The organism is Massilia sp. METH4, assembly GCF_037094685.1.
Taxonomy (GTDB): Bacteria; Pseudomonadota; Gammaproteobacteria; order Burkholderiales; family Burkholderiaceae_D; genus Rugamonas.
Genome location: NZ_CP146614.1, coordinates 1,129,199 through 1,141,806, shown reverse-complemented (window position 1 = coordinate 1,141,806; position 12,608 = coordinate 1,129,199). Strand labels below are relative to the sequence as shown.

10 protein-coding genes are annotated in these 12,608 nt (G+C 66.4%); 4 read left to right on the top strand and 6 right to left on the bottom strand.

Translation table 11 applies throughout. The annotated features are described in order from the left end of the window. Nucleotides 1–10 precede the first annotated feature (10 nt). Together V6Z91_RS05070 and V6Z91_RS05065 are read left to right on the top strand one after the other, a co-directional pair. Nucleotides 11–2,317, top strand: a complete 2,307-nt coding sequence (locus tag V6Z91_RS05070) for a penicillin acylase family protein (RefSeq protein ID WP_338767481.1) — start codon at nt 11–13, stop codon at nt 2,315–2,317. A gap of 44 nt (nt 2,318–2,361) precedes the next feature. Beyond that, a complete protein-coding gene (locus tag V6Z91_RS05065) occupies nt 2,362–3,120 on the top strand; it encodes a PEP-CTERM sorting domain-containing protein (RefSeq protein ID WP_338767479.1) in 759 nt (252 codons plus the stop codon). A 90-nt stretch (nt 3,121–3,210) separates the two neighbouring features. Here V6Z91_RS05065 and V6Z91_RS05060 read toward each other — a convergent pair whose 3' ends face one another. The 6 genes from V6Z91_RS05060 to V6Z91_RS05035 all read right to left on the bottom strand — a co-directional run bounded on the left by V6Z91_RS05060 (nt 3,211) and on the right by V6Z91_RS05035 (nt 10,564). After that, nucleotides 3,211–5,205, bottom strand: coding sequence for a prolyl oligopeptidase family serine peptidase (locus V6Z91_RS05060; RefSeq protein WP_338767476.1), 1,995 nt, complete (start codon nt 5,203–5,205; stop codon nt 3,211–3,213). A gap of 94 nt (nt 5,206–5,299) precedes the next feature. Beyond that, nucleotides 5,300–5,956 (bottom strand): hypothetical protein, encoded by a 657-nt coding sequence (locus V6Z91_RS05055; RefSeq protein WP_338767474.1) that lies wholly within the window; start codon nt 5,954–5,956, stop codon nt 5,300–5,302. A gap of 79 nt (nt 5,957–6,035) precedes the next feature. Beyond that, nucleotides 6,036–8,087 carry a sodium:solute symporter family protein gene (locus tag V6Z91_RS05050; RefSeq protein ID WP_338767472.1) on the bottom strand — a complete coding sequence of 684 codons (2,052 nt, stop codon included), beginning with the start codon at nt 8,085–8,087 and terminating at the stop codon, nt 6,036–6,038. Continuing rightward, nucleotides 8,084–8,365: a sodium/substrate symporter small subunit gene (locus V6Z91_RS05045; RefSeq protein ID WP_338767470.1), complete on the bottom strand. Its 282-nt coding sequence runs from the start codon at nt 8,363–8,365 to the stop codon at nt 8,084–8,086. Before V6Z91_RS05045 ends, V6Z91_RS05050 begins: the two co-directional genes overlap by 4 nt. Beyond that, on the bottom strand, nt 8,358–9,878 hold the full coding sequence (locus tag V6Z91_RS05040) for a sensor histidine kinase N-terminal domain-containing protein (RefSeq protein ID WP_338767468.1): 1,521 nt from the start codon (nt 9,876–9,878) through the stop codon (nt 8,358–8,360). The genes V6Z91_RS05045 and V6Z91_RS05040 overlap by 8 nt, the downstream gene beginning before the upstream one ends. After that, nucleotides 9,875–10,564 (bottom strand): response regulator transcription factor, encoded by a 690-nt coding sequence (locus V6Z91_RS05035; protein ID WP_338767466.1) that lies wholly within the window; start codon nt 10,562–10,564, stop codon nt 9,875–9,877. The genes V6Z91_RS05040 and V6Z91_RS05035 overlap by 4 nt, the downstream gene beginning before the upstream one ends. Nucleotides 10,565–10,754: 190 nt before the next feature. On the opposite strand from V6Z91_RS05035, the gene recA reads away from it, so the two are divergent. Together recA and recX are read left to right on the top strand one after the other, a co-directional pair. After that, the gene (recA, locus tag V6Z91_RS05030) at nt 10,755–11,825 is read left to right on the top strand and encodes a recombinase RecA (protein WP_338767462.1); all 1,071 of its coding nucleotides are present in this window, start codon (nt 10,755–10,757) and stop codon (nt 11,823–11,825) included. A 175-nt stretch (nt 11,826–12,000) separates the two neighbouring features. Continuing rightward, on the top strand, nt 12,001–12,462 hold the full coding sequence (gene recX / locus V6Z91_RS05025; RefSeq protein WP_338767459.1) for a recombination regulator RecX: 462 nt from the start codon (nt 12,001–12,003) through the stop codon (nt 12,460–12,462). The last annotated feature ends 146 nt before the right edge of the window (nt 12,463–12,608 follow it).

Genomic DNA, 12,608 nt, shown 5'->3' with positions numbered 1-12,608 from the left:
AGGAGATTCCATGACTTGCAGACTGAATACCACCGTGCTGGCGGCCTTGCTGGGCCTGGCCGGCTGCGGCGGCGACGATCCGGCCAAGCCCCAGGCGCGCTACCAGGCGACCATCCAGCGTACGGCCTATGGCATCCCGCATATCGAGGCGAAGGACGAAGCGGGGCTGGGCTTCGGCATCGGCTATGCGTACGCGGAAGACAATATCTGCCTGCTGGCCGGTGAAGTCGCCACCGTGAACGGCGACCGCTCGCGCCACTTCGGCCCGGACCTGGAATCGTCGGACAACCCGGCGCTGGCCCACAACAACCTCGACTCCGACTTCTTCTTCCGCCAGTGGAACAACGACGAGATCGTGCAGGAGGCATGGGAGGCGCAGAGCGCGGAGGTGAAGGCGCTGATGCGTGGTTACGCGGCCGGCTACAACCGCTATCTGGCGGAGCGGGGGCTGGCCGGCTTGCCGGCGCAGTGCCGCAACGGCAGTTGGGTGCGCCCGATCACGGAGCTGGACACGATCCGCCTGATGCGCCGCATCGCCATGACGTCGCTGGACTGGATCGACGATATCGCCGCGGCCCAGCCGCCCGGCACGCAGGCCCGCGCCGCCAGGAAGCGTGCTGCCGGCGGCGCCAAGCCACGCCTCGGTGCCAGCAACGCCATCGCGATCGGCGGCGACGCCAGCGCCGACGGCCGCGGCATGCTGCTGGGCCAGCCCCACCTGCCGTGGGGCGACGCGCAGCGGTTCTACCAGGTGCACCTGACGATTCCGGGCAAGATGGACGTGATGGGCGCATCGCTGCCCGGCCTGCCAATCGTCGGCATCGGCTTCACGAAGGAGTTCGCCTGGACCCATACCACCGACACCTCGGCGCACTTCACCGTGCAAGCCCTGCGGCTCGATCCCCAGGACCCTACCCGCTACCTCGTCGACGGCCAGTCGCGGCCGATGCTGCGCCGCGCGATCACGGTGCCGGTCAAGAACGCCGACGGCAGCATGGGCACGCGCAGCCGCACGCTGTACGGCACGGAGGATGGACCGGTGATGACCTATCCCGAGTGGATGGAATGGACCGATACCACCGCCTACGTGCTGCGCGACGCGAATGAGCGCAACCATCGCGTGGTCGAGCAGTGGTACCGCATGAATAAGGCCGGCTCGCTGAAAGAGTTGAAGGACGTGAATCTGCGGCTGGCCGGCAATCCGTGGAACAACACGATCGCCGCCGACCGGGCCGGCAATACCCTGCTGATGAACGTGTCGCCGGTCGCCAACCTGCCGGACGAGGCGCTGGCCGGCTGCCTCGTTCCCGAGCATGCGGACCTGGTGCGTGCCCACGTCCATGTGCTCGACGGCAGCCGCTCCGCCTGCGCCTGGCGCAACGAGGCGGGTGCGCCCCAGCCGGGCACCGTGCCGGTCAGCCGGCTGCCGGTGCTAGAGCGGCGTGACTACGTGCAGAACGCCAACGACTCCGCCTGGCTCAGCAACCTGCACGCGCCGCTGACGGGCTATCCGGCGCTGGTCTCGCGGCAGGACGAGCCGCAGGGCGCGCGTACCCGGCAGGCGCTCGCGGAACTGACGGCGCGGCTACGCAAGGGCAAGCTGGCGCTGGACGACCTGCGCGACCTGGCGCTGAACAACGAGGTGTACCTCGCCCCGGTGCTGTTGCCCGACGTGCTGGACTGGTGCCGCACCCTGGCGCCGTCGGGTGACCTGGTCACCGGCTGCGCCGGCCTTGGCGCATGGGACGGCAATGCCGGCCTGGATGCCGGCGCGGGCCTGGCCTATTTCTCGGCGATGCTGCGCGACGTGGTGGGCGCCGAGGCGGCATGGCGGGTGCCCTTCGACCCGGCCGATCCGGTGCACACGCCGTACGGGCTGGATTACCGTAATCCGGTCGTTGCGCGGGTGCTGGCCGAGCGCCTCGCGGACACGGTGCAACTGTTTGCCGAGGCGGGAATTGCGCCGGATGCGAAGCTGGCCGACTTCCAGGTCAGCCGGCGCGGCGGCCCGGCGCTGCCGATCCACGGCGGCAACGGCGAGCTGGGCATCTTCAATACGATCGACGTGGCGGAGAAACCGACCGGGGGCAAGTTCGAGGTGATCGCCGGCACCAGCTACCTGCAAGTGGTGGGGTTCGATGCCGCGGGCCCCCGTGCCCAGGCCTTGCTGGCCTATTCGCAATCGGCCGACCCCGCGTCGCCGCACCATGCCGACCAGACGGCGCGCTTTTCCCGGCGCGAATGGATCGCGCTGCCGTTCACGGCGGCGGAGATCGCCGCCGACCCGGCGCTGCGCAGCTACGTGATTTCGAAATGATTCTGGGCTATAGTTCAATGCCCGGTTCAACTCAACGCGAAAGGATGATCATGCTGATGCCATCACAGCTGTGCCATGCGGTCCTTGCAGTTGCCCTTGCTGTTCCCTGCCTTGCCTTTGCCCAGAGCGGCGCAGTAACCACCCGTCTCTCGCAGTTCAGCTACGAATTGGTCGATCTTGATCTGGACGACGGCATCAGTCCGGCTGTTCAGTTCGTCTTGAAAAGCCACTCATTGCGCAGCGCGTATGCTTCCAATACCCACCTGGTTGACGAAGATGTAGGCACGGAGATGGGCACCACCGCGATTGCGGGGCCGAGCGGTAGCGCTGGGAGCAGCCTCAGCACTGACACATGGTTCAGCCATGCCACGACACGGTTCGGACCGAGCGATTATGAGTTTTACAGTGCGTATGCGTTCACAACCTGGTCATATACTCTTACCCCCGGGACAGCGCTGAGTCTTCGGGTGTTGGCGGAACATACCCGCAATCCGGCACCGGAGGTGGACCTGTATGTGGACGCACGGTTGACAGGCCGTCTTTACGGCAGCGATGGCGGATGGCTGGGCTCCATTGATCACTATTACTGGGGCGAAGATGAGAGCGGGTTTTCCTGGCTGGAGGGAACCGTCGCTTCCGGGACAGGCACCGCGACCGGTGAACTCGTGCTTGGTGTTGCAAGTTACGCATACACATCGCCTGCGGCGGTACCCGAGCCGGCCACCGGCCTCATGTCGCTGGCCGGGCTCGGCGTTGTCTTCGCGGTGGCGCGACGCAGGAAAGCTTGCCAAGCTGACCGATAAAAAGCGCGGCAGCGAAAGCAATCGTCCCGTGCTTCACGGAAGCCGGAGGTCCGGAGCAGCGGGGCGCATGGCCTTCAGCCGCACCCTTGATCAATTGGCGTGGTGCGGCAAGGCCGCGCCGCTGCCGATATTCCGGTCCAGGAATTTCTCCACGCGCGTCCAGAAATCGATGCGGTTCTTCGGCAGCTTCCAGCCGTGGCCTTCTTCGGGATACTCGACCCATTCGACATCCTTGTTGGTGGCCTTCACGGCATCGCGGAAACGGGTGCCGTGCGCACGCGGCACGCGGCGGTCGGCGCCGCCATAGGCCATCAGCAGCGGCTGGCGCAGGCGGCTGGCCTGTTCGACGGGCGACACCGCCATCAGCTGGTCGGCTTCCGTTTCCATGTCGCCGATCAGGCGCGGCATGCCGTAGCGCATGTACTGCTCGGGCAGGTCGGACGAGTGGAACCAGCTGCCGCCATACATCAGCTTGATGTCGGTGACCCCCACCCAGTTGACGCCGCAGCGGTACAGGTCCGGGTCCTTGATCAGTCCCATCAACGTCGCATAGCCGCCATAGCTGGCGCCGGCGATGCAGATGCGCCGCGGGTCGGCCACGCCCTGCTCGATAGCCCAGCGGGTGCCGTCGGCCACGTCGTCCTGCATGGCCCGGCCCCATTGCTTGAAGCCGGCCGTCAGGTGCTTCGCGCCGTAGCCGGTGCTGCCGCGGAAGTCCGGCTCCAGCACCGCGTAGCCGCGCGAAGCGAGGAATTGCACGTCGGCCGACCAGCCCCACGTCGCGCCGCGTACCCAGGGACCGCCGTGCACCAGCACCACCATCGGCAGCTTGTCCGTCAATTTCGCGCCACCCGGCAGCGTCAGCAGGGCCGGGATCGGCAGGCCGTCGCGCGCCTTGTAGGTCAACACGTGTTGCCGGCCCATCTTCGTGGCGTCGAGCTTCGGCTGCGACTGGCCCAGCAAGTTCAGCTGCCCCGTTTCCCGGTTGTAGATGAAATAGGTGTGCGGCTGCATGTCGGAAAACGTCGTGACGAGTACGAACGGCGCCTCGGGCCGGCGCGGCAGCGAGATCAGGTTGACGAGGTTGGGCAGCTTTTCGTCCACCGCCGCCTGCAGCGCCTTCAGCTCCGGATCGAACCACTCGGTAGCCCAGGTGTCGCCCAGGTAGCGCACGCCGACCAGCTTGTTGCCGCTGCGGATCAGCCGCCCGGTGAAATCGTATTGCTGGACCGCGAAGCGCGGCACGGGGTCGACCTTGCCGGCGGCCAGGTCGAACGTGTGGATCGCCGTCTTGTCGCTGTCGTGCCGCGCCGCGACGTATAAGCGCCCTTCGGAATCGAAGTCGAGTGGCGTGAAGCCGCCGGCGGCGGAGACCCAGGCATCGAAGGTGGTGATCGCGCGCCACTTTTCATTCTCGCGGAACCAGATCGTGCTTTTGCCATCCTCGAGCGTGATGGCCATGCGCGGCTCGCCGCGCGCGTCCAGCACCCAGCGCTGCACCTTGCCGGGCATGGGCACGCCCGTGCTGCGGCCCGTGCGGGTGTCCAGCCGCAGCAGGTGCTCGGAGCGCACGGCGCCGCCGGGCTCGAACGAGACGCTGCGCACGTACACGCTGTCCGAATCCTGCGGGCCGCGCTGCCCCAGCATGTAGGTATGCCAGGGCAGCAGCTGCGCGGCGGTCGGCGTGGTAATGAAACTGGCGCGGCGCTGCGCCAGCTGGCGGAAGTTCTTGCCGTCGCGGTCGACGGCGAAGAGGCCGGGCGCCGCATTGATGTCGCCTTGCCCCAGGTCGTTGTCAGTGCTGTTGAACAGCAGGCGGCCGTCGTTCACCCACTGGAATTCGCCCACGTCGGCGTCCGAGAACGCGGCCACCGCCTGCGGCTTCGACGTGGCCAGCTCCACGACCACCAGCATGTCGCGGCCGTTCTTGGCCGGCACCTTGGCGGCCACGTACTGTCCGTTGGGCGAGAGCTGCGCGCCGCCGAACGAGGAAGGGCCGAAGAAGTCTTCGGCGGGAGGGGGCGCGGCGTGGGCGGCGTTCAGCAGGCTGGCCGCGAACACGAGCAGGGCAAGGCGAAATTTCATGGTGAAATAACAGTTTTGGCAAAGGTGGCAAATTAGCATGCGCACCTCCTTTGCTTTCTCTCGGAATGTCACCAGCAGGGGTATTTCTGCTCGTTCAGTTGTGCCAGTTGGGCATTTCGGGATCGGCCATCGTGAAGACGAGCCGCACTTGCGCATCGGGGAAGCCGGCCGGGATGGCGGCCGGTTTCGGATAACGCTGCACGGCGCGGTCCGCGACCGTTCGCACCGCTTGCTTGAATGCCGAACCCATGGGCCTGTCGTCCCGCTCCCATAAGCGGTCACCATTGCCCAGGCCAGTGCGCAGGCGCTGCTCGACACCGTTCAGCGTTACCGCGATTTCCGCCGCCGCGGGATTGAAGGCGATCACGACCTCGCCATCGACGTTCCATTGAAGGGCCTGGGTGGGATAGCGCACTTCGGCAATGATGGCGGACATGACGCCGGCGGCGTAGTTGCAGGTCGCCAGCCGGCTCTCCGGCCAGGTAGTCAATTCGGCGACGAACAAATCGGCGTCGTCGCGCGCCACCTTTGCCTCCATCGTGGCCAGGTCCACCACGGCCAGCCGATCGCGCCCGCCGCCTGCCGCCGCGACCTTGGCGGCCAGGTGGCGCCCGTTCGGCGAGAGCTGCGCGCCGCCGAATTCGGGGGTGTCGAAGAAGTCTTGCACCGGGGGCGGCGCGGCCGGGGCGCGGCTGGGCACCAGCAGGGCGGCGGCCAGCAGCGCGGCGGTGAGGAAGGCGGAGATCTGCATGGGAGAACGGGAAAAAGGACCGTCGAGCTTATCACGCAGTTGTTGCCGACATTGTCTCAAAATGTCACAAAACAAATGTTTATTTTGTTTCGTTAACTTCCGGCGAGCGGATGTAGCGCACCAGCGCCGCCTGCCGTGGCGCCGGCGGGGGCGTGAGCAGGCTGACGACGGCCAGCGCCGCCAGCCCGGCCGGCAGGCCGAACACGGCGGCCGAGATGGGCGCGATGTCGAACCACTGCGCGGCCGCGCTGCCGCCCAGCGTGGGGTTGGTTCGCAACATGTAGCCCTGGCAGACGAGAAAGCCGGTGGCCATGCCCGCCAGCGCGCCCCAGTGGTTGGCGCGGCGCCAGAACACGCCCATCACCAGGGCCGGGAACAGCGTGGAGGCGGCCAGCGAGAACGCGGCGCCCACCAGCGAGAGGATGTCGCCCGGCTTGGTGGAAGCCGAATAGGCGGCCACGAAGGCCACGCCGAGAAGGATCAGTTTGGAGATCGTCACGCGCTTTTGCGTGGATGCCTTGGGGTCGACCACCTTGTAGTACACATCGTGCGACAGCGCGTTCGAGATCGCCAGCAGCAGGCCGTCCGCCGTGGAGAGGGCGGCGGCCAGGCCACCCGCCGCGACGAGGCCCGAGATCACGTAGGGCAGGCCGGCGATTTCCGGCGTGGCCAGCACCAGCACGTCGCCGTCGATCGCGATTTCGGCCAGCTGCACGAAGCCGTCTCCATTGATGTCGGTAATGCTGATCAATGGATTGGCGCGGTCCACGCTGGCCCAGTACGACACCCAGGTGGGCAGCTCCGTGAAGCGGCTGCCGACCAGCGCGCTGTACACGTCGTATTTCACCAGCACGGCGAGCGCGGGAATCGTCAGGTAGATCAGGAGGATGAAGAACAGCGTCCAGAACACGGAAACGCGCGTCTCGTCGACCGAGGGCGTGGTGTAGGAGCGCATCAGGATGTGCGGCAGCGCTGCCGTGCCCAGCATCAGGCAGAACGCCAGCGCGATGAAGTTGCGGCGCTTGATGTCCGACTGTTCCTCGGTGGCGCCGGGGAAGGGCACGGCATGCGGCGTGAGGGGGCGGGCGCGGCGCAGGTTCTCGTCGCGCGCGGCGGTCCACTTGGCCACCGCTTCCTCGGCATTCTTCGGATAGGCGATCAGCGCCCGCTCGGCCGCGCGGATATCGAGCAGCGAGGCGTTGCGCAGGCGGACATTGTCCAGGTGGTGCTGCAATTGCGCGCGGCCCGATTCCCACGACGCCGGCAAGCCGTCGAGGCGCTGCTGGTATTGCGCGGCGCGCGCGCGGAACACGTCACGCACGGCCGTTTCCTTGCCGTCGGCTGCCAGCGCCGCCTCGCGCGCCGAGAGCTGGGGGAGGAGCTTGCCATAGGCCACCTGCGGGATGGGGTTGCCGCTGTGCTTGGCCGACAGCCACATGGCCGGGATCAGGAAGGCGACCACGATGATGATGTACTGCGCCACCTGCGTCCACGTGATGGCGCGCATGCCGCCCAGGAACGAGGAGACGAGGATGCTCGCCAGGCCAAGGAAGATGCCGACCGAGAAATCGACGCCCGTGAAGCGCGAGGCGATCAGGCCCACCGCGTAGATCTGCGCCACCACATAGGTGAACGAAATGAGGATGGTGGCCGCCACGCCGCACAGCCGCACCGCGCGACCGTTGGCCGGGCCGCCGTAGCGCTCGGCGAGGAAGTCGGGAATCGTGTACTGGCCGAACTTGCGCAGGTAGGGCGCGATCAGCAGGGCCACCAGGCAGTAGCCGCCGGTCCAGCCCATCACGAACGCCAGGCCGTCGAAGCCGTTCAGGTACAGCGTGCCGGCCAGGCTGATGAAGCTGGCCGCCGAGATCCAGTCGGCCGCCGTGGCCATGCCGTTGAACAGCGCGGGCACGCGCCGCCCCGCCACGTAGTACTCGGACACGTTCGAGGTGCGCGACACCAGCCCGATCGACGCATACAGCACGATGGTGGCGAACAGGAACATGTAGCCGATCCACACGCGCGGCATGCCTTCGCTTTCCAGCACGGCCAGCGCGAGCAGGAACGCGGCGAAGCACGCGGCAAAGGCTAGGTAGTAGCGCGTGAGGCGCTGTTTGAACGACCGTTTCAAGCACGCCCCCGGTGCCGGCGGTCCAGCCGGCGCATGCGCCAGGCATAGATGCCGGTGATGGCGAGGTAGACCAGCGAGGCGCCCTGCGCGGCCATGTAGAACGACAGCGGCCAGCCGAACAGCGTGAGGTCCGCCAGTTCGCGCGCGAAGTACACGGCGAGGAAGCCGGTGGCGATCCAGGCCAGCAGCAGCGCCACCGTCAGGCGCCGCGTGCGGCGCCAGTAGTCGTCCGGATGGTCGTCCGGGTGGTCGTCTCGGTGATCGTCGTGGTCAGCCATAGTGCGGCGTTTCCTCTTCCTCGTCGGGTTCGGCCGGCCGGGCCGGGAAGGTCAGCCGGAACAGGCTGCCGGGGTATTTCGGGTTGGTGGCGCGCGGGTTGCCGAGGATGTCCACTTCGGCGCCGTGCTGCTGGGCGATCTCGCGCACGATCGCCAGCCCGAGGCCGCTGCCCTCGGCGCTGCTGCCCAGGATGCGGTAGAAGCGCTCGAACACGTGCACCCGCTCGGCCGGCGGGATGCCGGGGCCGGTATCTTCCACTTCCAGCGTGGGCGCCGCGCCCTCGTTCACGCGCACCGTCACGCTGCCGCCTATCGGCGTGTAGCGCAGCGCATTGTCGATCAGGTTCGACAGCAGCTCGCGCAGCATCACCGGATCGCCCTCGATGAGAACGGGTGCCTCGGGCCCTTCGTAGCCCAGGTCGATCCGGTAATTGAACGAGGCGGGCACCCAGTCGCGCACGGCATTGCGCGCCAGCTCGGCCAGGTCGAGCGGCGCGAACGCCATGCCGGCCTGCGGCTGGTTTTCCGCCCGCGCCAGGGCCAGCAGCTGGTTGACGAGGCGCGTTGCCGCCTCCGAGCTCTTGGCCAACTGCTCGAGCGAGCGGTGGATCTCGTTCTGATCGGTCTGGCGCAGCGCCAGCTCGGATTGCATGCGCATGCCGGCCAGCGGCGTCTTCATCTGGTGGGCGGCGTCGGCGATGAAGCGCTTTTGCATGTCGATCGATTGCGACAGCCGCGCCAGCATTTCGTTGAGCGAGCTGACCAGCGGCGTGATCTCTTCCGGCACCTGCTTCGGCGGGATCGGCGACAGGTCGTCGCTGCGCCGGGCGCGGATGCGTTCCTGCAGCTCGGCCAGCGGCAGCAGCCCGCGCGACAGAGCGAACCACACGAGCGCCAGTACCACGGGCAGGATGATGAACTGCGGCAGGATCACGCCCTTGATGATCTCGTTGGCCAGCTTGGCGCGCTTTTCCAGCGTCTCGGCCATCTGCACCAGGGCCAGGCGGGGCGGATGCTCGCTGTTCTCTTCCAGGTTAACGTAGGCGTAGGCCACTCGGATGGGCGTGCCGTGCAGCGTGGCGTTGCGAAAGCGCACCGCGCCGGCGGAATCCATCTCGTCGTCGGGTTCCGGCTGGGGGCGGGGCAGGTCGCGGTCGCCGTCCACGTAGCGGCCTTGCGGGCCCAGGATCTGGTAATACACGCTGTCGACGTCGTCGGCGCGAAGGATGTCCCGCGCGGCTCCGGGCAGTTGCTGCTGGAGCTTGCCGTCCACCTCGCGCACCTGCTGCGACAGCACGGTGAGGGAATCTTCCAGCGCATGGTCGAACGGCTGGTTGGCGATCGACTTGGCCACCAGGTACGTGATGGCGATGCTCATCGGCCACAGCAGCAGCAGCGGGGCCAGCATCCAGTCCAGGATCTCGCCGAACAGCGAGTGCTGGATCTCGCCTTCTTCCTCGAGGGCGGGGCTCCAGGCGGCTTCCGCCTGGGCCTGGTCGACCGGCTGGGTCACTTCACGTCGGCCGCCGCGCCGGGGAATTTCTCGAGGCAGTAGCCGAGGCCGCGCACGGTGGCGATGCGTACGCCGCCCACCTCGATCTTCTTGCGCAACCGGTGCACGTAGACTTCGATGGCGTTGTTGGAGACTTCCTCGCCCCATTCGCACAGGTGGTCCACCAGCTGTTCCTTGGAGACGAGGCGGCCGGCGCGGGCCAGCAGGATCTCGAGCAGGCCCAGCTCGCGGGCGGACAGGTCCAGCATCTGCTCGTTGATGTAGGCGCTGCGGCCCACCTGGTCGTAGGTGAGCGGGCCGTGCTTGACGATGGCGGAGCCGCCGCCCTGGCCGCGGCGGGTGAGCGCGCGCACGCGCGCCTCGAGCTCGGAGAGCGCGAAGGGCTTGGCCATGTAGTCGTCCGCGCCCAGGTCCAGCCCCGTCACGCGCTGCTCCACGGAATCGGCGGCGGTGAGGATCAGCACCGGCAGCAGCGAGCCGCGCGAGCGCAGGCGGCGCAGCACTTCGAGGCCGGGCAGCTTCGGCAGGCCCAGGTCCAGGATCAGGAGGTCGAATTCCTGGGTGGAAAGGGCGGTATCCGCTTCCTGCCCGTTTTTTACGCAGTCGATGGCATAGCCGGACTGGCGCAGCGAGCGCGTGAGTCCGTCCGCCAGGACGCTGTCATCTTCGGCTAGTAAAATACGCATGTTGGCTATCGGGCATGGTGGCTGTTTCATTGTACTCAATGTGCGGCGCCCGATGGAAAGGCGTAGATTCCGCTTGCATAAACCACTGGATGCATATACAGTACTGTTTGTACCGGAGAGGTACGTGTACTTAAACAGGAATCCCCTAGGAATCATTCGGAATCACTGAAACGTAAAGGTTAAGGAAATCATGGACGACAAGAAAGCGGCAGTACCTGCATCCGAAAAAGCCAAAGCGCTCGCCGCGGCGCTGGCTCAGATTGAAAAGCAGTTCGGCAAGGGCTCCGTCATGCGCATGGACGCTAGCGCCCCGCTGGAAGAAGTCCAAACTGTTTCCACCGGCTCCCTGGGGCTGGATATCGCACTGGGCGTCGGCGGCTTGCCGCGCGGCCGCGTCGTGGAAATCTACGGCCCGGAATCGTCCGGTAAAACCACGCTGACCTTGCAGACCATCGCCGAAATGCAAAAGATCGGCGGCACCTGCGCGTTCATCGACGCGGAACACGCGCTGGACGTGACCTATGCGCAGAAGCTGGGCGTGAACCTGCACGAATTGCTGATTTCGCAGCCGGACACGGGCGAACAGGCACTGGAAATCTGCGACGCGCTGGTGCGCTCCGGTTCGGTGGACATGATCGTCGTCGACTCCGTGGCCGCGCTGACGCCGCGCGCCGAGATCGAGGGCGACATGGGCGATTCGCTGCCGGGCCTGCAGGCACGACTGATGTCGCAGGCGCTGCGCAAGCTGACCGGCACGATCAACCGCACCAACACGCTGGTCATCTTCATCAACCAGATCCGCATGAAGATCGGCGTGATGTTCGGTTCGCCGGAAACCACCACGGGCGGTAACGCGCTGAAGTTCTACGCGTCGGTGCGCTTGGATATCCGCCGCACGGGCTCGATCAAGTCCGGCGACGAGGTGATCGGTAACGAAACGAAGGTCAAGGTCGTCAAGAACAAGATCGCGCCGCCGTTCAAGGAAGCACACTTCGACATCCTGTATGGCGAAGGCACGTCCCGCGAAGGCGAGATCATCGACCTGGGCGTGGAAGCGAAGATCGTCGAGAAGTCCGGCTCGTGGTACAGCTACGGCGGCGACCGTATCGGCCAGGGCAAGGACAATGCCCGTACGTTCCTGAAAGAGCGCCCGACGCTGGCCCGCGAAATCGAGAACAAGGTCCGCGCTTCGCTGGGCGTGCGCGAACTGCCGCCGGCCGAAGGCGACGCACCGGCACCGAAGCTGAAGGCCGTCGACTGATGGCCAATGGCGGGAGACCCCGGTCTTTCGCCTTGCCGCGCGAGAAGCGCGGCACGTATCGATCGATCCTGGGCTTGTAGAAGCTCTTCGTCGCCACCAGCCGCTTTGCGGCGGTGGCGATGTTTTTTTATACTGCTCATTTCTCCTTTTTCATCCTTTATCCCGCTAGTCGCCGATGCCCGCACCACCCGTCAGCCTGAAAGCCCGTGCCCTGCGCCTGCTGTCCACCCGCGAGCACAGCCGCATGGAGCTGGCCCGCAAGCTGGCCCGCCATGCGGAAGAGGGCGACGACGTCGACGCACTGCTCGACTGGCTCGAGAAAAACAGGTGGCTGTCCGAGGAACGCTTTTCCGAATCGCTGATCCACCGCCGCTCGGCCCGCTACGGCAACAGCCGCATCCTCGCCGAGCTGCAAAGCCACGGTGTGAAAGGCGAAGCCTTGCAGGAGCTGAAGGCCGGGCTCGTCGAAGACGAAGTGGCGCGCTGCTGCGATGTCTGGCGCCGCAAGTTCCGCGGCAAGGTCGCCGAGGATGCCGAAGAGCGCAGCAAGCAGATGCGCTTTCTCATCGGCCGCGGCTTCTCCCAGAAAGCCGTGCGCGCCGCGATGAAGGGCGCGGACCTGGATGACGAGTTCTGAAATATCTGATATTCACAACGCTTAGAGCAGCCCGCGGGCTGCTTTTTTTACGCCGCATGTTTCCTGAAAAATGGGGACGTACCCCATTTTTCGAGCAATATTTCCCGAAATTCGGGGCCTGTCACCGGTTTTTTGTCTTGGCGGCG